A 16,786-nucleotide genomic window follows, 5' to 3' on the forward strand; every position below is an offset into this window, starting at 1 on the left:
GTCTCTCGAAATAAGGGGCTGGCCCGGGAGACCAAATTTAAAAAATCGTAACCTGTTCCGCGGAACAGGGAATGTTGTTCCAAGACCGTATCCTGCGACACAAGCCTTTGTTGGAGAGCTTGTATTTCTTTCCGCTTAGCCAATAGTAGGAAAGCTGAAGCTGAGGTTCAATCCAAGTATGTCTATACCAAGGACCCCATGAAAGGTCGCGGTTTTCAAAACTAAACTGTTTTCCAATTTCTATTGAGGCTCCAAAACCAAAAGTGTTGTATTTGCCAGTTTGTTTAATTTCATTAGCCTTTGTAGAAATATCCTGTCTAAAATAATCTGCAGAGAGGACGAAGTCGGCGTACTCGCCGGTGTTTAGCGCCCAAGTCGCGTAGCCATTAATGCCGTAACGATCAGTATCTCCTTGACCGTTATTATTGGTGCGTGTTCTTTGCTTGGCTCTACCGACGTTGAAGCTTAGGCCGAGCAATGACATTTTCCTTTCACTGACATTGATAAGATGGTCGAAACCAAAATTGACGCCGTAGTAGGTCTGTTTTAGGCCGCTAGCGCCTTGTGTTCCGTCTGTTAAATCTTTTTGGAAGATTCCTCTTGCCCAAGCACCGTCTTGGCTACCGTAACGAACTTCTCCTAAGCGTTTTCTTAGATCTTGTAAGTCGGACCAATGAAGATATCGTTGCGAGCCTGCAAAACTGAGTTCAGTGTCTGCAGCCGGTGTGAAGGGATCGTAGTCACCGCCAGGATTAGGTGGAGTAGGATTGTCCGGATTGGGGTCTACAGATACGCCTCTCTTTAAATACCAATAATTTCCTTGGGCACCTCCGCCAAGTTCGCTGGTGTCTTTTTCTACTGCGAGGGAATATTTATAAATGCCAATGTCAACAGTTCCTCCTTCATTGGCGAGCTTGAAATCGGCTTGTTGGCTGTTATCTAGAACTAACCATGAACTTCTTAGGGATTCGGGCTCTTCAGAACTTTGGTCTCCGAGATATTGAACGTATAAGGTATGGCTACCCTCACCGTTATGCACGACCAAAGTATCTCTACCGTTCTGAACTCCGTTAGACGTTCCTTTTTTATCGTCAAAGCGCAAGTTGAACTGAACTACGCCGGGTCCGTTTAAGTTGGTTACGTGTAATTTTTGGTACGGAAGACTTGCTGATTGCAACTGTTCTGGGCCTGTAAGATTTACAACAAAAGGATTGTCTTTGGTAGCGTTTCCTCCAAAAACGGAGAAGACCATAGAGTTAAATGTTTCTTTATTAAAGATAGAACCTCGTTCCTGAGAATCAATGTAGGGAAGGACATTCCAGATAGAGCCACTTGAGCCAATCAAAGAAATGTTTCCCTTGTCCTGATGCGTTGACGGTTTTCCTGAAGTTGCATTGTGATATGGGAAGGAATTGTCAAACATCCCTCCTGTAATTTCTGAACTTTCAGAGAGTGTAAGTTTTACATTGCCTCCGTTCCGTGCAGAAGTGTTTCCGAAGATCTTTGTTCTGCCAACTAAAGAAATTGACGCGTTGCTATCAGCGAAAAAGACGTTTCTAACGTCTGCATGGGAACCTTCGACGTCATTAAATTTATTGTTGATTTCTATGTAGGGAGCATCAAGGGAGATGGTGGCAGACTTGCCTTGAGCATAAAAGATGTCTTGTTTCTTCTCTTTGTTTAGCGTGTCTAAATAATTTATTTTGATGCCATTTTCACCAGTGGCTTTTAGCCTGATGGAGGCATCTTTGTCAACATTGCTCAAAGCTTTAAACGTAGCATTTGTTTTTCCGTTTTCAGAAGTTCCAGAAGCTTTAATATTAATTTCACTTGCCTCTAGGGATGTCCTCGCACTATAAAGATTACCCTCCGGACTCTCTAGTGCTTCCATAAATATTGCGCCCCAATTGGTGTTGAGATTAATGGCTGAATTAGACTTTAGCGAAAAGTTAGCATCAAAGTATCGAGTCGTGCTTCCGCTGCAAGCATCGCATATTTCATCGGTTCCTCTTATGGCATAGCTTTCTTTGTAGATTCCTATTTCGTCTGATTTGCTGAAACCAAGTAGGTTTAAATCCCCTTGTAAAGAAGCTAAATTTACTTTTCCAGAGCCGACGATTAAGCCATTAAACGAAATAGCATTGTTGGCTTTCCCGGCAACATCTGTATGGATAAGTATCTTATCCGCTGTTAAAGAGATATTATTGTTGCCGTAGGATGCGATCCCGTGATTTACGTTACCTTCAATTTTCAGTAAGTTCACCGAATTCACAATGAGTTTGACATTCTCAACGTGTTGTTGATTAGAGGCCGCTACTGCAGCAATTGCGGCCCCTACCGGGGTCGTGCTTCCACTGGGAGAGGATATTGTTACATCGTTAAGATTTGAAATTTCTAATTTAACATCCCCTCCTAGTTTCATACCAAAATTTTTCCCGTTCAAAGTTAGAGAAGATTGTTTAGAACCTGTCAGGAAAAGATGTCGTTGCGGATTGGAAGTGCCAGAGCTTCTAAACGAATCGATAGCAGAATTCCCATTTAAAGCCCAGTTAAAGTTTCCTAGATTGACAGTTGCGGTTGTTGAAGACTGTCCTCCTGGTCCTCTATACATCACTGTTTGAGATGTTGTTGTGTTATCTGTTAAACGGATATTTAAGTAATTTAACTGAGACTGACCGGGACCAAAAAGATAAAGATATTGATTATTCTGCGTTACGTTTGCACCTTGTTTTTCCATCGACGGAATCTCGTTGACTGGTGTCCAAGACTCTTCTGCAAGCGCAGTTTGCGATTGGGAGAAAACGACACCTAGTAATAACGTTATGATTTTATTTATCCTCATCACATTCACCTTGAAATATGGGTTGAGTCTTCTGAAAAATTGGGCTTGACACATAAATGCCAAGCCCCGGCCCTCTATCCTTCACCCGAGGAATGGAAAGGAAAGTATTGAGGCCTAAATGACACAAGTTCAACAAAAAAGAATTTTTGAAGGCGTTCTAAGCAACGTGCCCTTTTGTCTTTTTAGTTGTTGCCTTGATTGGAAGATAAGGAGAGAGGTGCCCCCCTCCTAATCCTTAGACCAGCCAGTCATTAGAACTGATATCTATATTTGGCCTGGAGAACCTGATCCACACGTCCTTTGTTGCCGGAACCGATGCCATAATTCAGACCGAAAGCATGGGCGCCCCTAGCAGCTTCCACACCAACTTTGGCTGAGTACATGGCGTTGTTGGCGATTCTGGAGTCGATTGAATCAGATGCGTCGCCTGTGGCTAAAGCAAATTTGTTCTTCACTTTTCGGTCGCCAAGAGCCGGAGCAATCTGAACGTCAACGAACGGTTTCACATCGACAGAGGCAACATTGGCTTTGCCGTTGAAGGCTACGCCAAACGGAACTTGGAACAAGTTGGCTTTTTCAGCGGTGTACTTGAATCCGCCGGCCTTGAAGCTTTCCATGTCGACGTGCAGATAACGGGCACCAACGTGCGGAGTAACGGTGAGGACTTCATTCAGAGCCAGAGGTTTCTCAACACGAACGCCGACGGAGAATGTCTTGACGTCAGGTTTGCCTTTGTAGCCGGCATGAGAAATCTTGTTCTTGCTCTGGAGGTAACCGACATTACCGATGACGTTAGCGTACTCGGTGTTCCAAACGCCGTAGACGTTTGCACCCCAATAGCGGATGTCGTTCTTAATGCCGGAGCCGTTGCCTTGTCCTCTTGCAGAACCCTTACCGAAGGAAACAGCGCCACCTAAAGCCATCCCGTTGCCGAAGGCGTAATCAGCACCGAGTGTGGCACCGCCGATATCGCTCTTATAGCCATAATTGGTAGAACCTGCCTGGTAACGGCTGGCTTTACTTGTCATGCCAGAGAGGTCGATCCAAAGATCAGTGCCTTGTTTTTCGTGGGCGTAAGCAGCCAGGACGGAACCGTGCTGGTCAAGCGTATCGGCAATAAGGTTCGAACCGTTAACAGCCATTGCTTGGGCAGCAGAGGCGGTTCCCATCATAGCGATACGATTGATTTCAGATGCGGCCTGTTCGGTTGTTAAATCGCTATTGATATCAAGCAGGGCATTAATTCTTTCTACACCCAGGCCTTCTTCGGCAGTCAATGCTGCATTAACTGTATTGGGAGCGATGGTGTCTAACTGGACATCATTTCTTTCAACACCGAGGATCAGCTGACCATCTTCATTCTTGGCAAGTCTTGCGCCAAGCAGGCGGTTAGTCGTGGCGAAGTTAGCTTTGCTTTCGTCGACATTACCGAAACCTTCTGTAAGCTGATAGTTCTGACCAAGACGAGCCTTGTCAAGATAGATGGAGGAACCTTCGTTGGCAACGAAAGATTGGTTTTCAGTGCCGACAATAGCAGATCCTGCTGCTATGAATAAGTTGGCGCCTTCACCTAAAACTACAGAAGGAGTAGCTGCAACGCCTTCAGCGGTTGCGGCCGCAGCATTGCCAAGCATCAAACGTCCGTTTTCAGAAAGTTTCAGAGTCTTTCCGATATAAGCGTTCGGGCCACTTTTCGTTCCGACTATGGCTTTTGCGGCTTCAAGAGAATTGTGATCTTGTTCGCCGAAAATAAAGGCAGAATCATTGCCAGAAACGTTAACTGCACCGTCAAGAGCTTCGCCGGACAATGCAGTTAAAACTAATTCGCCCTTAGTTATATTTAAAGAGCCGATTTGTTGGTTACCTTCGTTGGTTTGGTTCTTAGCGTTTTCGCCATTAGCGATGTTCGCTTTGTCGAGAATAAGAGTACCGCCTGTGACATTAACATTATGCTGAACCAGCCATTCGGATGTAACGTGCATCGTACCTTCCTGAACATCAGTAGTCCCATAATATTTATTTAGGTCGCTGTTGACGAGGAGAGTACCTGTGCCAGTTTTATTTAAGAGTGCATGCTGACCACCATTTGCTGTGGTGTTGTTTGGCATGGAAGATGCGATACTATCAGTATCGCCTGTAGTTCCTTTCTCGCCGATTGTTAAGGTTGCAGCGCCTTGTACTTCGAAGGTTGCAACTGAGCCGCGATCCAAGAACAAGAAGCTCCCGGCTTGCGTATGAGAATGAGTGTAGCCATAAGTGTCGGGTTTCCCAGTGCCGTCTGACGAAACAGTGTTACCGGTATAAGCGAGATCTTTAGTGATGATAAATTTCACATCTGAATCTCTCTTTACTCCAGTAGTCGAACCAGTGCTGTAGTCAACATTAATTGCTCCACCGAAGGCATAGGCACCTTTGTCGGCAGCCCCTGTGACAGCGGCTGAGTTATTCATGAAGACAACATCCTTAAAGACAGTGTCTGGGGAGCCTTTAATTTGAATAGCACCCCCTGTAGCCGCGTGTGTATCTTTGGCGGGGGACGTAATAACAGCTGAGTTTCCGTCGAAGACAGTATTTTCGAAATAAATGGGAGAGCCGTTACTATAGACCGCTCCGCCCATTGCAACAGTAGCTCCGCTGGCTTTGTTTCCAGAATATAGTGCGTTCTTGATAGAGGCAGAGGAATCTGCAGGGGCTAAGAACAAAGCGGCGCCATACGAGGCAGTCAGTCCTTCGGCCTTTTGTGTACCAGAGATGGCGGTCTTAGTCGCGTTCTTTGAGACAAAAATTCCTCCTTCGTAGACCGCTCCGTCTTCCATGTTCAGAGTTGTGTTTGGAGCATCGATTAGAATCTTGCCTAAGGTCTGCGAGCCGGAAGAGAGGAGGATCGTATTCTTATCGGTACTGGTTCCTTGTTGAACGGCAATAGCAGCAGTAGCTTCTTTGGCATCAATTAAACCAGAGTTTGTGAAAGTTCCTTCTTTATGGTCTTTTACTAAAACACCAATTGTGAAAGCTCCATCACTAGCCGAGGGTTTACCTACGTAAATTTGACCTTTATTCTCGGCTGTAGAGCCTTTGACACCACCAAGCTCAATTGCAGCGCCTGTCTTATAAACAGCAATGGAGCCTTCATTAATAATTGTCGCAGGTGTCGAGCCATTTTTATCGCTGCCGACGGTCATCCCATATGCATTTTGGACGACAATTGTTCCTTTATTTATAGCTGTTGCACCATCGGCGACGCCAATAGCTCTCTGAGACCAAGAATTGGCCCCGTCTACTGCAGTGACATAAATATTTCCAAGGTTTGTGAATGTGGCTTCCTGGCCATCGCTATCAACCCAATAACCGGTTGCTTTTGAGCCAGCGCCAGAGCCTGTAACCCAAAGATTTTCAAGCTCAGAACTACTTGTAGATGTTAATGTTTTGTAGGGATTAGTGTTACCGCTGTTTTCAACGAAAGAGAATTCGTTCGCTTCTAGCTTAGTGGGGGGGGGTAATATATTCAGGTGCAGCGGCGCAAGCCAAACCGGCAACGGCCATGGCGACAGAGGCGACTACAGTTTTCGTAGCGGATTTAGACTTTGATGTGCTCAATTCGTTCGCGACAACAATGCAGCCGCGAGCTGAATTGAAGAAGGTTTTGTAGATTTTGTTCATGTTTCTCTCTTGAAAAATAAGATGGCGAGCGGGTCGTTACCCACTAACATTTTTCTACCTCTCGAAGAGAAGTAAGAAAATCGCTGAAAGAATAGTAAAGCTTAAATTGTTGTCCTTCAATGAAACTTACCAGTAGTTAGTACAACTACTCAGAAGATAGGTTGAAGTATCTGAAAATATTGTCTTGTTTGAGGGATCCCTTAAAACTTTGCATATTCCTTTTGTTGTAAATCTGTCAATTTCCTAATTATCGGAATCAGTATCGATTCAACAAATTAAAAACCCAACCTCTATCCATAGCTCTATCCCCAATCTAACAAGTTTCTATTAAGTAATAGTGAAAATGGATCATGCCGTTCAAAGTAGCCTTAGGGCCACTGAGAAAGATGACTAAAGAAGAGGGAGAAGATTTAAGGCGAAAAGAGACATTTATCTTTGCTTTTTAACGCTAGCAGTTGAGAACTGGCCGGCAACAACAAAGAATACTGATGGTACAGAGCAGTCATTGGGGTAGATTTTTAGCGTTAAGGTTTAAGAATGTATAGTCGAAGGGGCGCCTTGTTCTTAACTCCTCATAGGCTTTTTAAGGGTAATCGACGAGGCGCATCTTGCTTCTCTTACATGTCTAAAAACGGTTTACACCGTCGAACAGGCTGAGAGTTAATCATGAGAGAAGAATGGAAAGGCTTTTCTCGGTGAAAACACCTTGGGCCGTTTTCTTTTGGTCGACATTCGTGCTCTAAAATCGAAAAATTAAATCCAAAAATTTTCGAGAAAAAAGGAAAAGCAATATGGCAGTCAATCTCTTCCCGCCCGAACCGTCTGAGATTTATTCGGTTCCCGGAGTTGTTCTCGGCGTTGCGGCAGCCAATATTCGTAAACCCAACCGCAATGACGTTCTGGTGGTTGAGTTGGCATTAGGATCCCGCGTCGCAGGCGTGTTTACTACTAATCGCTTCGCGGCAGCGCCTGTTCAGGTTTGCAGGACTCACTTAGCTGAAACGAATAACATCAGAGCATTAGTCGTCAACACCGGAATTGCCAACGCCGGTACCGGCGAACAGGGTCTTCAAGACGCTCAGGAAACCTGCAGAAAGGTCGCGGATATTTTTGACTGCTCTCCGATGCAGGTTCTGCCGTTCTCAACCGGTGTCATCATGGAACCGCTCCCCATGAACCGCCTGCTTAAAGGCGTGGAGGAAGCTGCGAAGCATTTATCCAGAACAAACTGGATTGCGGCCGCCGAAGCGATTATGACGACGGACACGGTTCCTAAATGCGTTTCTCAGCGTGTCATGCTGGATGACGAGGAAATCACGATCACTGGTATTAGCAAAGGATCGGGCATGATCGAGCCGCACATGGCTACGATGCTGGGCTTCATTGCGACTGATGTTGCGATCGGTCAGGACTTGATCGGAAAAGTCGTTAAGATGGTTGCCGACGCTTCCTATAACCGCATTACCGTCGACGGCGATACGTCCACGAACGACTCCTTCGTTTTGATTTCTACCGGATGCAGCAATGCTCGTCCGATCGAAAGCATGGACGACCCGCGCTTTGATGATTTGCTTGATTCTCTGATCGAAGTCGGCCAAAAGCTCTCTCAAGCAATGGTTCGCGACGGAGAGGGCGCAACCAAGTTCATCACGATTACGGTAGAAGATGCGAAGAACGAAGCCGAAGCTCTTAAGGTCGCTTACGCCGTTGCTCATTCTCCGTTGGTTAAGACAGCATTCTTTGCTTCCGACCCTAACCTCGGCAGAATTTTGGCCGCGGTCGGCAATTCCAAGATTCCGGATTTGGATGCAACGAAAGTTTCTCTGTGGCTTGATGATGTTCTAGTCGCTAAGAACGGAGGCCGTGCGCCTGAATATATGGAAGAGCAGGGCGTTGCCGTGATGAGTCAAGACGAAATTACGGTTCGCATCAGCCTGGGCCGCGGGGATGCCTGTGAAACTGTTTGGACGACAGACCTTTCTCACGATTACGTTTCGATCAACGCAGATTACAGAAGCTAAATTAAGAGATGGCAGACGCAAAACTCGAACAAAAACTGGAACGTCTTCTCGATCGACTGGAAATTCTTCTTCCCAAGACCGAGGATGAAGTAGATTGGAGTGCAACAGCTTTTCGCTGGCGCCGGAAACAATACTTGGGCATGTCCTACGGCGTGTTCGAGCCGATTCATCGAGTCGCACTCGTAGATCCGGATTCGATTAAGAATGCGGATCAGCAGAAAGCCGTGTTGCTCAGAAATACGGAGCAGTTTGTTCGAGGTCTGCCCGCAAACAATGTTCTTTTAACGGGCGCGCGAGGCACCGGAAAATCTTCTCTGATCCGTGCCTGTTTGAAGAAGTTTGCTGATCAGGGACTGCGTCTCATCGAAGTCGATAAAGAAGATTTAAAGGACCTGATCGATATCGCTCAGCGTATTGCAGATCGTCCGGAGAAGTTTATTGTCTTTTGTGATGACCTTTCCTTTGAGTTCGGAGAAGGCGGCTATAAAGCGCTGAAGGCGATTTTGGACGGATCCGTTGCATCGACCGGAGACAATTTACTGGTTTATGCGACCTCTAATCGCCGTCATTTAATGCCTGAGAAAATGCAGGACAACCTTGCAAGCAGCATGGACGAAGACGGCGAGCTTCATCCGGCAGAAACAATCGAAGAGAAAATGTCGCTATCCGAGCGCTTCGGTCTCTGGCTGAGTTTCTACCCGTTCTCACAGAAAGAATACTTAGCGGTCGCCGAAGGCTGGACAAAGCATTTCGGCGGAGAAATCTCCGACAGATGGCAGACGGAAGCCTTACAGTTTGCGCTGCAGCGCGGTTCTCGTTCAGGTCGTGTGGCTTATCAGTTTGCCCGAGACTGGGCCGGAAGAACGCATCTGGAGGCAGGGCATGACAACTAAACCGACCGAAGTGGTTGTCGCCGTCGCTTTCGATAAGGACGGGCGCTTTCTGATGACTTCTCGTCCCGAAGGCAAAGTCTATGCAGGATACTGGGAGTTTCCGGGCGGCAAAGTCGAAGCCGGAGAAACTCTTGAGGAAGCGCTGGTCCGTGAAATGAAAGAAGAACTCGGCGTCCAAGTAACTGACTGTCGAGAGGTTTATTCAACTGTGTTTACTTATCCGCACGCCACTGTGTATTTGCATTTCTTGCATTGCCGCCTGAAACCCGAAGAGCTGAAATGTCTCGAAGGACAGACGTATCGATTCTGCACGTTAGAAGATTTACCGCATCCAATTTTGCCGGCGACGGAACCGGTATTAGCGCAAGTAACAGCGAGAAAGTAGTCCTACTTTTCCAAGTCGGCTTTGTGTGCGGCGATTTTGCCGGTAGCGAGCGCATCGGCAGAAATATCAAGATCGTCGTCGCCTTCCATCGGTTTATCTTTGATGGAGTACTTTCCTTCTGCCCACGCGCCAAGATCAATTAAGCGGCAGCGTTCGCAGCAGAAAGGACGATAGGGATTCTTGTCTGAATATTCACATTCACGCCCGCAGGTCGGGCATTTAACTTTAATTGCCATTTTTACTACATGTTGCATAAACCGAGGCGGAAAGGCATCACCTCGGGTATTTCCGCGATCGGACCGCTGCCGAAATTGGCGCCGGAGAAGCGAACCGAAAGAAGATAACGATTCGCAGAGATCTTCGGAATCATATTCAGTTTCGGATCAACAAACACCTGAAGAAGTGTAAATGTTTTGCCCTGAAGGTCTTTCTGGTAGGAGCCCTTAACGGCTTCCACGTCATTTAACTCAGCGGTGCCGCGCAGCAGATTCAAAATTAAGTCGATGGCGTTGCTGTAGGGCAGCAGGGGCTTGATCCACTCATTGAGATAGTGCTTGCGTTCTTCAGCCGGAAGGTGAAGCCAATGGTGGTAAACAGGAACGTCAAATTCACAAGTTCCGGCAGGAATGCCTGAACGCTGTCCGACTGTTTTAAGGAATTCGTTTTGGCTGGAGAGATGAGAGATTCTGACACCCACGCAGCTTAATTCGGATCTGCTGACCTGGAGCTTATCCAAGGTTTCTTTCAAAGACTCCTGGTCCACATTGTCGTTATTTGCGAGAGGTTCTAAGCAGAAGCGGAAGCGAGCGAGTTCGTGCAGGAGGTCGTTCTTTTGATCTCCACGAGTCGTAACCTCTTGAATCTCAAAGTACTTAATGATGGCAGCCCGGTGATCATTTGAATTTTCCTGCTGAGCGAACCATGTCAGCTGTTTAAAAAGGTCAGCCAGTCTCAAAAAAGTACGAAGTTTTTCGTTGGAGGGAAACTCATATCGTAATAAGGTTTCGGTCATTCCAATCTCTCGCAGTCCTAGAATAATTTTATATTTTCCCCTTAACGGTCGGTAATGGAAATGATTACCGCCGAAGGCGTTCGGCTATCGAAAAATCTCTCAGAAATAACGCAAAAACATCAGGGGATTCTCCTATACGATTGTACACAATGAGAAGGTTAAGACTAAGAAAATAAGCTGTTGTATCTCTCACTGCGAGACAGTGAATTTCATACAACTTACTGAAAGAGAACTCTAGTCTTCCCCAGTTGTTAGGGAGAGGTACACCGAATGAAGCTTGAGGACAGAAGCTTTCAGCATCTCGCGGGTACCGACATTTTCAATGACGTCATCTGCTGCATCCAGTCTTTGAGCAGTCGTCGCCTGGGTTGAGATAATCTTTTTCACAGCTTCAGGCGTTAGATGGCTTCTTTGAACGACCCTCTCGATTCTTAGCGCTTCCGGCGCTTCAACGACAAGCAATCGGTCGATTGAAGAGCGCCAAAAGGGACTTTCAATGAGAAGCGGGACGCTCAAGATCGTATATGGTGACTTTGAAGCGTCTAGTTGACGCTGACATTCTTTGCGAATTAAGGGATGAAGAATATTTTCCAGGGCCGTTTTGGCAGAAGGATCGGAAAACACCAACTCTCTAATGAACTTTCGATTCATGGAGCCGTCGGGAGAGGCTGCTTCAGGCCTGAAGTGTTTAACGATTTCCGGCATAGCGCCGCCGTTCACGGCAGTTAATTGCCGAGAGACGACATCCGCATCTACAACCTCGATCCCTAGTTCTTCAAATAAGTCAGAAACCGTCGTTTTACCGGATCCAATTCCGCCCGTCAGACCGATTACTTTCATCGATGATGCCTAATGTTAAATTGAAGGCGGCTTCGTTTACTCCTACAGAGAAGGAAGCCGCCGATGTTCTAAATTAAGGAGCTTCTTATTTGGCTTGTAAGACCTGATCAATCCAGTCTTTTGTAAGCTGTTCGCGCAAACGGCCTTTTTCAGACAACGGAACGCTGAGCATATGGATATTCTTTAAATCCAGCACGGGATCGTCAACTTTGACGTCGGTGCGTGTCGGAACATACCTAATCTTATTTTTGATAAGAAATTCGGCAAGCTTAGGAGAAGTCGCCCAGTCTAAAAATTCCTTTGCCTCTTTCGGATGTTTAGCACCTTTTACAAGAGACACAACTTCGATGCCGAAGGTAACGCCTTCTTTCGGATAAGAAATCGTGACCGGATATCCGAGCTGGACAATGTCGAGTGCGTCAGGCAAGTAAACCATGGCAGCAGCCGCGAGACCGTCACCGACACGCAAGGCAGGCCAAGCGCCGCTCTTGGTGTACATCTGAACGTTCTTGTGAAGTTTTTTCTGGAAGTCGATACTGCCTTGGCGGCCGAATACTCTTTCTAAAGAGAAGAGGCGTTCTGTTGCAGTGCCGGAGGTCCGGGCATCGGCCAGAATTAGACCTTCTTTGTATTCAGACTTCAGGAAATCTTGCCAGGAAGTCGGAGCCTTGAGGTTGTTCTTTTTAAGAAAGTTGTTATTCGTAATGAAGGTAAGCGGCATGATTCCGATGCCTGTCCAATAATTTTGAGGATCCTTAAATTCTGCCGGTATGAAATCGGAGCCTTTAGGTTTATAGGGTGCTGTCAGCCCCTCGTTCTTAGCAACTTCAAGATAATCAGCCGGGCCTCCCAGAAGAACATCGACTTGCGGATTACTTTTTTCTGCCTGGAGGCGGGAGAGAACTTCGCCGGAAGAAAGTCTGAGGAAGTTGACTTTGATACCTGTTTCCTTGGTGAACTGTTCAAGGACCTGAGAGGCGTATTTCTCAGGCATGGAGGCGTAAACGTTCAGTTCTGCAGCAAGAACATTAAAAGAAAGGCCAAGAACGGCTAAGGATGCAGCAAGTTTTGCGACAAGTTTCATCAGATAGAACCTAAAGTAAAGATATTTCAACTATTCTGCCATTACATATTTATTTCTCCGATTTATAACGGAGGAATTTTTCGATTCTCGGAAAAATTTAAAAATCGCCCATTTCGAGCGCATAATCTTTAAAGATGCCAAGAGAAGGAGGGGTTCTCGTGCCGTGGGTTGTTACGCTTACGATCTTAGTCGCCAGCGCGTTTCTGATGGATATGTCGTTCACGATGATTACGCCGTTTTTGCCGGTGTATCTATCCTCTGAACTCGGAACCAAGGCTTCAGAAGTCGACATGTGGTCAGGCGCAGTCTTTGCTGTGACTTTCTTTGTAAGCGGACTGCTCGGACCCGTTTGGGGTGTATTGGCAGACCGCAAAAGCCGCAAACTCATGGCGTTAAGAGCTTCGATTGGTTTGACGATTAGCTACGCATTGTGTGGCATTGTTCAGACTCCGATGCAGTTGTTTGCCGCTCGGTTTTTCCAAGGTTTGTGTGCCGGTCTATATCCTGCTTTGTTGGCTTTGTTAGCCGCCTCAATTCCCGCCCGTAAAACAGGCCTCTCTATGGGATTGATGCAGGGAGGCATGACTGTCGGAGCTGTCATTGGGCCGTTCGTTGGCGGCGTGTTGGCGGATTACTTCGGAATGCGCGAGTCTTTCTTTGTTGCGTCAATTGCACTAGGGCTTATTTCTCTCTTGATCGGCTTCTGCATTAAAGAGAAACCGAGAACGATCAAAGCCACGTCAAGAAACTGGTTTGACTGGAGTGTCCTTCGACAGCCTGCGATTTTCAAGATGCTGATTGCGTGTGCGGTGATTCACGCGTCTTTGTTCTCAGCTCAGCCAATCCTGCCGCTCTACATTGCCCAGCTTCAAGGAAGCATGGACAACATCATGATGCTTTCCGGGACGATATTTTCCGTATGCGCGATTTCGATCATGATTGCATCTCCGATTCTCGGAGCGGCTGGGCAGAGGTTTGGATTCTTAAAGGTACTTTCGTGCTCTTTGTTCTTCGCCGGTCTTTTAATCTCCGCTCAAGTCTTGGGACGAACTCCGTTTGAATTCGGTGTTTGGAGATTCATCGCCGGATTTGCGATTGCCGGTCTGATTCCTTTAGTCAATTCGATCATCTCGACGGAATGTCCGCCTGATAAGAAAGGCGAAGTGTTCGGGTTTAACTTTCTGACAGGTCATGCCGGTATGGCGTTGGGACCGTTTGCGGCCGGAGCACTGTCTGGTTGGTTCGGCTACCAGGCAGTGATTGTTGCCTCAGGCCTGATCCTTTTTCCTCTTATTGTCTACTTGAACTATGGCAGAAAACAGTAGGAAAGTTTGAAGGCGTTAGATGACAAAGCTAAGAAAGAAACTTACAGAAAAAACGCGGAAATTTGGCGCTGAAGTGCGTCGACGTCATTCAACTGGATTAACACCCGAATCAGAAGTGTGCTATGAAGACGTGCCGAAGAGTTTTCCTTCCGATTGGTTCGATGAAAGCGATGATTTCGAACCGAAAAAAGAGGCTCCGGTGCGTGCCCACAAAGAGTTTAAAAAATTTAGGAGATTGCTCGAAAGAAACGCAATAAAGAGCTTTATTGTCGAAAAACCTTTCCACCCCGGAAAAGTGAAGGACTTTAAAAAGAAACTGAATAGGGAAGCTCTTAACCAGTTGTCTGATGAAGAGCTTTATTACATTCACGAAAGGCTGTTTAAGTTCGAGCCGATACTACACGGGTTTGGTCCTTACTACCCGCAAAATGAAGCAGAAAGAAAAGCGTTAATCGATGCGATTCTTAATGGAGAACCTCTTGACGTGACAAAAGACGATCCTCCTGGTGTCCTTTATTAACAATCTAGATTTCTAGACGAGGTTCCCCTGACACCGCTTTTAATCTCAATTACTAAGCCAGAAGAGCAATCAATGGTGAAGAAGCTGAAAGCAGGAATGTTGGTAGCCAACGTTCCTCAGTTAAATGGGAAGCAAAAAATTTCGCCTCAGCGAGCCGCGAAAAGCCAAAAAAAGTAAAACCCGGATGTTCATTTGAACACCCGGGTGGAATTCTGGTCGGAGTGAGAGGATTCGAACCTCCGACCCCTGCGTCCCGAACGCAGTGCTCTACCAGGCTGAGCTACACTCCGATTCTTGCGTCTCAAGCGATCTATCGATCTCTCTCAACTGTCAAGGAAAGCAATTCTATCAGAGAATTTTTAAATGCGCTAGTCGGTAAGCAATTTAATGCATCAATTCCTCGGGAAACTTCTTTTTTGGCGGCTTCAATGCACGCATCGATGGCACCGGAGGCAAGAATGACGCGGGTTACGTTTTCTAAGTCCGGATCATTGCTGCAGACTGCAGTACGAATAATCTTTGCGTCTTCTTCGGAACAATGTCTCAAAGCGTAGATAAGAGGCATCGTCATTTTTCCTTCGCGAAGGTCGGTGCCTAAATTCTTTCCGATATTGTCTTTAGAGCCTGTGTAGTCGAGGACATCATCAATAATTTGGAAGGCACGGCCAAGACAAAGAGCGTACTCAGCCATTTTGTCTTCTACTTCTTTAGAGGCGCCGGCAACGACGGAAGCCATGCGGGCTGCAGCTTCAAAAAGGACGCCGGTCTTTCTTTCAATGACATCAAAATAACGTGCTTCGTCCAAGGTTGTGTCATGGATGTTGAGAAGCTGAATCACTTCGCCTTCGGAAACTCGGTTTACGGCGCCGGCAACGATTTCGCAAATGCGTAAGTTCTGGGTACGAACCATTAACTGGAAGGCTCGAGAATACATAAAGTCGCCGGTTAAGATCGCTGCTGCATTTCCCCACTTAAACCCGGCAGTCGGCTTGCCGCGTCTTAAGTCGCTCTCGTCAACGACGTCGTCATGCAGAAGGCTGGCCGTATGCACATACTCAATCATCGTAGCTAAGAAGATGTGATTTTTTCCCTGGTAACCCAGAGCGCGGGCAATGAGCATTAAGACGATCGGACGCATCCGTTTGCCGCCAGCTGTAACGATGTAGTCGCTTATCTTTTTAATCAGCGGAATGTCACTCTGAAGATCATCAATAACTTCCCGATCCACGGCGAGTAAATCTTCCGAAATCGGGGCGATGATTCTCTGAACGGCGGCTGCTACTTGACTCATTGAAAAATTCCTAAGGGTGCTAAATAAAACAAAGTCAAATATTAACTATTTTTCTTTGATTGCTGATACTAAAAGACACAAAAACGAGATTTTTCTAAGAATTCAAAGCAAAACTACGTTTGGCTTTGAGAAAAACAAAAGAACATCTTTAAGCGTTTGACTATACGAAATTTTTCGAGCATAATCCCGGACTCTGCGCGTTAAGTTATTTGAGCAAACAAAAAGGCTTCAGCAGAACGCAGACTGCATTGAAGTGTTAAAGGTATATACATGTACGCAATTATTAAAACCGGCGGCAAACAGTACACTGTTGCTGTTGGCGACAAGGTTAAGGTCGAAACCCTCCCGGGTGACGTTGGCTCCCAGATCAAACTCGTGGAAGTCCTCGCTGTTAAGAACGACGAAGGCCTTAAGCTTGGTAATCCGACGATTCCCGGCGCTTTTGTTACTGCCACAGTCCTGTCTGAAGGACGTCATGAAAAAGTTCGTATTTTCAAGTTCCGTCGTCGTAAACACTCCATGAAGAGTGCTGGTCACCGTCAGAACTACACCGAACTCAAGATTGATGAGATTTCGGCCTAATTGGATTTTTAAGTAAGAGGTATTTGAAATGGCACATAAGAAAGGCGGCGGATCTACACGTAACGGCCGCGATTCCAACGCACAACGTCTTGGCGTTAAAGTTTTCGGCTCTGAAATGATTCAGCCAGGCGCTATCATTGTTCGTCAGCGCGGTACCACATTCCATGCCGGTGAAAACGTCGGTATGGGCCGTGACCACACTTTGTTTGCTAAAGTTGCCGGTAAGGTCGAGTTCGTTGTTCACGGACGTCTGAACCGTCACTACGTTAACGTTGTTCCGGTTGCTTAATTAGACCGCGAATCAAACAAAGATGCGCCCCATTCCTAGCAG

General features: G+C 46.5%; 15 protein-coding genes and 1 tRNA gene. 7 read left to right on the top strand and 9 right to left on the bottom strand.

What is annotated here, in order from left to right; all coding sequences use genetic code 11:
* Positions 1 to 37: 37 nt before the first annotated feature.
* From ACZND6_RS06040 to ACZND6_RS06050, 3 genes are all read right to left on the bottom strand, one after another.
* Positions 38 to 2,896, bottom strand: coding sequence for an autotransporter outer membrane beta-barrel domain-containing protein (locus ACZND6_RS06040; RefSeq protein WP_489524474.1), 2,859 nt, complete (start codon positions 2,894 to 2,896; stop codon positions 38 to 40).
* A 197-nt stretch (positions 2,897 to 3,093) separates the two neighbouring features.
* Positions 3,094 to 6,378, bottom strand: a complete 3,285-nt coding sequence (locus ACZND6_RS06045) for an autotransporter family protein (protein ID WP_489524475.1) — start codon at positions 6,376 to 6,378, stop codon at positions 3,094 to 3,096.
* Positions 6,326 to 6,502 (bottom strand): ESPR domain-containing protein, encoded by a 177-nt coding sequence (locus ACZND6_RS06050; RefSeq protein WP_173020549.1) that lies wholly within the window; start codon positions 6,500 to 6,502, stop codon positions 6,326 to 6,328. Before ACZND6_RS06050 ends, ACZND6_RS06045 begins: the two co-directional genes overlap by 53 nt.
* A gap of 791 nt (positions 6,503 to 7,293) precedes the next feature.
* Between ACZND6_RS06050 and argJ the strand changes: the two genes are divergently transcribed.
* Genes argJ through ACZND6_RS06065 form a run of 3 tightly spaced genes read left to right on the top strand, consistent with a single transcriptional unit; the run spans position 7,294 to position 9,801 of the window.
* On the top strand, positions 7,294 to 8,523 hold the full coding sequence (gene argJ, locus ACZND6_RS06055; protein ID WP_300875524.1) for a bifunctional glutamate N-acetyltransferase/amino-acid acetyltransferase ArgJ: 1,230 nt from the start codon (positions 7,294 to 7,296) through the stop codon (positions 8,521 to 8,523).
* An 8-nt stretch (positions 8,524 to 8,531) separates the two neighbouring features.
* Positions 8,532 to 9,416 (top strand): ATP-binding protein, encoded by an 885-nt coding sequence (locus tag ACZND6_RS06060; protein ID WP_300875527.1) that lies wholly within the window; start codon positions 8,532 to 8,534, stop codon positions 9,414 to 9,416.
* Positions 9,406 to 9,801 carry a (deoxy)nucleoside triphosphate pyrophosphohydrolase gene (locus ACZND6_RS06065; RefSeq protein ID WP_293737220.1) on the top strand — a complete coding sequence of 132 codons (396 nt, stop codon included), beginning with the start codon at positions 9,406 to 9,408 and terminating at the stop codon, positions 9,799 to 9,801. Before ACZND6_RS06060 ends, ACZND6_RS06065 begins: the two co-directional genes overlap by 11 nt.
* 2 nt (positions 9,802 to 9,803) lie before the next feature.
* Here the strand turns inward: ACZND6_RS06065 and ACZND6_RS06070 are convergent, their stop codons facing one another.
* From ACZND6_RS06070 to ACZND6_RS06085, 4 genes are all read right to left on the bottom strand, one after another.
* On the bottom strand, positions 9,804 to 10,037 hold the full coding sequence (locus ACZND6_RS06070; RefSeq protein ID WP_022099360.1) for a DNA gyrase inhibitor YacG: 234 nt from the start codon (positions 10,035 to 10,037) through the stop codon (positions 9,804 to 9,806).
* A gap of 5 nt (positions 10,038 to 10,042) precedes the next feature.
* Complete coding sequence (zapD, locus tag ACZND6_RS06075) at positions 10,043 to 10,813, bottom strand: cell division protein ZapD (RefSeq protein ID WP_293737221.1); 771 nt, start codon at positions 10,811 to 10,813, stop codon at positions 10,043 to 10,045.
* 234 nt (positions 10,814 to 11,047) lie between these two features.
* The gene (gene coaE, locus ACZND6_RS06080; RefSeq protein WP_293737222.1) at positions 11,048 to 11,653 is read right to left on the bottom strand and encodes a dephospho-CoA kinase; all 606 of its coding nucleotides are present in this window, start codon (positions 11,651 to 11,653) and stop codon (positions 11,048 to 11,050) included.
* A gap of 85 nt (positions 11,654 to 11,738) precedes the next feature.
* The gene (locus tag ACZND6_RS06085) at positions 11,739 to 12,737 is read right to left on the bottom strand and encodes an ABC transporter substrate-binding protein (protein ID WP_300875530.1); all 999 of its coding nucleotides are present in this window, start codon (positions 12,735 to 12,737) and stop codon (positions 11,739 to 11,741) included.
* A 158-nt stretch (positions 12,738 to 12,895) separates the two neighbouring features.
* Here ACZND6_RS06085 and ACZND6_RS06090 point away from each other — a divergent pair, with 158 nt between their 5' ends.
* Together ACZND6_RS06090 and ACZND6_RS06095 are read left to right on the top strand one after the other, a co-directional pair.
* Positions 12,896 to 14,062, top strand: coding sequence for an MFS transporter (locus ACZND6_RS06090; RefSeq protein WP_293737224.1), 1,167 nt, complete (start codon positions 12,896 to 12,898; stop codon positions 14,060 to 14,062).
* Positions 14,063 to 14,081: 19 nt separating this feature from the next.
* Positions 14,082 to 14,582: a hypothetical protein gene (locus ACZND6_RS06095; RefSeq protein ID WP_293737225.1), complete on the top strand. Its 501-nt coding sequence runs from the start codon at positions 14,082 to 14,084 to the stop codon at positions 14,580 to 14,582.
* 213 nt (positions 14,583 to 14,795) lie between these two features.
* On the opposite strand, the gene ACZND6_RS06100 is transcribed toward ACZND6_RS06095, so the two are convergent.
* Together ACZND6_RS06100 and ACZND6_RS06105 are read right to left on the bottom strand one after the other, a co-directional pair.
* Positions 14,796 to 14,872: transfer RNA gene (locus tag ACZND6_RS06100), tRNA-Pro, on the bottom strand.
* A 20-nt stretch (positions 14,873 to 14,892) separates the two neighbouring features.
* Positions 14,893 to 15,873, bottom strand: a complete 981-nt coding sequence (locus ACZND6_RS06105) for a polyprenyl synthetase family protein (protein WP_300875533.1) — start codon at positions 15,871 to 15,873, stop codon at positions 14,893 to 14,895.
* 270 nt (positions 15,874 to 16,143) lie between these two features.
* Here ACZND6_RS06105 and rplU point away from each other — a divergent pair, with 270 nt between their 5' ends.
* Both rplU and rpmA read left to right on the top strand, forming a co-directional pair.
* Entirely contained in the window at positions 16,144 to 16,455 is a 312-nt protein-coding gene (gene rplU / locus ACZND6_RS06110) for a 50S ribosomal protein L21 (protein WP_008812164.1), read from the top strand.
* A 28-nt stretch (positions 16,456 to 16,483) separates the two neighbouring features.
* Positions 16,484 to 16,744, top strand: a complete 261-nt coding sequence (rpmA, locus tag ACZND6_RS06115; RefSeq protein ID WP_008812163.1) for a 50S ribosomal protein L27 — start codon at positions 16,484 to 16,486, stop codon at positions 16,742 to 16,744.
* The last annotated feature ends 42 nt before the right edge of the window (positions 16,745 to 16,786 follow it).

This window comes from Parasutterella sp. (assembly GCF_057870745.1).

Bases quoted from the DNA above. Each gene is read 5' to 3' on its own strand.
- ACZND6_RS06040 (WP_489524474.1), bottom strand. From the start codon at position 2,896: ATGTGTCAAGCCCAATTTTTCAGAAGACTCAACCCATATTTCAAGGTG.
- ACZND6_RS06050 (WP_173020549.1), bottom strand. From the start codon at position 6,502: ATGAACAAAATCTACAAAACCTTCTTCAATTCAGCTCGCGGCTGCATT.
- argJ (WP_300875524.1), top strand. From the start codon at position 7,294: ATGGCAGTCAATCTCTTCCCGCCCGAACCGTCTGAGATTTATTCGGTT.
- ACZND6_RS06060 (WP_300875527.1), top strand. From the start codon at position 8,532: ATGGCAGACGCAAAACTCGAACAAAAACTGGAACGTCTTCTCGATCGA.
- ACZND6_RS06065 (WP_293737220.1), top strand. From the start codon at position 9,406: ATGACAACTAAACCGACCGAAGTGGTTGTCGCCGTCGCTTTCGATAAG.
- ACZND6_RS06070 (WP_022099360.1), bottom strand. From the start codon at position 10,037: ATGGCAATTAAAGTTAAATGCCCGACCTGCGGGCGTGAATGTGAATAT.
- zapD (WP_293737221.1), bottom strand. From the start codon at position 10,813: ATGACCGAAACCTTATTACGATATGAGTTTCCCTCCAACGAAAAACTT.
- coaE (WP_293737222.1), bottom strand. From the start codon at position 11,653: ATGAAAGTAATCGGTCTGACGGGCGGAATTGGATCCGGTAAAACGACG.
- ACZND6_RS06085 (WP_300875530.1), bottom strand. From the start codon at position 12,737: ATGAAACTTGTCGCAAAACTTGCTGCATCCTTAGCCGTTCTTGGCCTT.
- ACZND6_RS06095 (WP_293737225.1), top strand. From the start codon at position 14,082: ATGACAAAGCTAAGAAAGAAACTTACAGAAAAAACGCGGAAATTTGGC.
- ACZND6_RS06105 (WP_300875533.1), bottom strand. From the start codon at position 15,873: ATGAGTCAAGTAGCAGCCGCCGTTCAGAGAATCATCGCCCCGATTTCG.
- rplU (WP_008812164.1), top strand. From the start codon at position 16,144: ATGTACGCAATTATTAAAACCGGCGGCAAACAGTACACTGTTGCTGTT.
- rpmA (WP_008812163.1), top strand. From the start codon at position 16,484: ATGGCACATAAGAAAGGCGGCGGATCTACACGTAACGGCCGCGATTCC.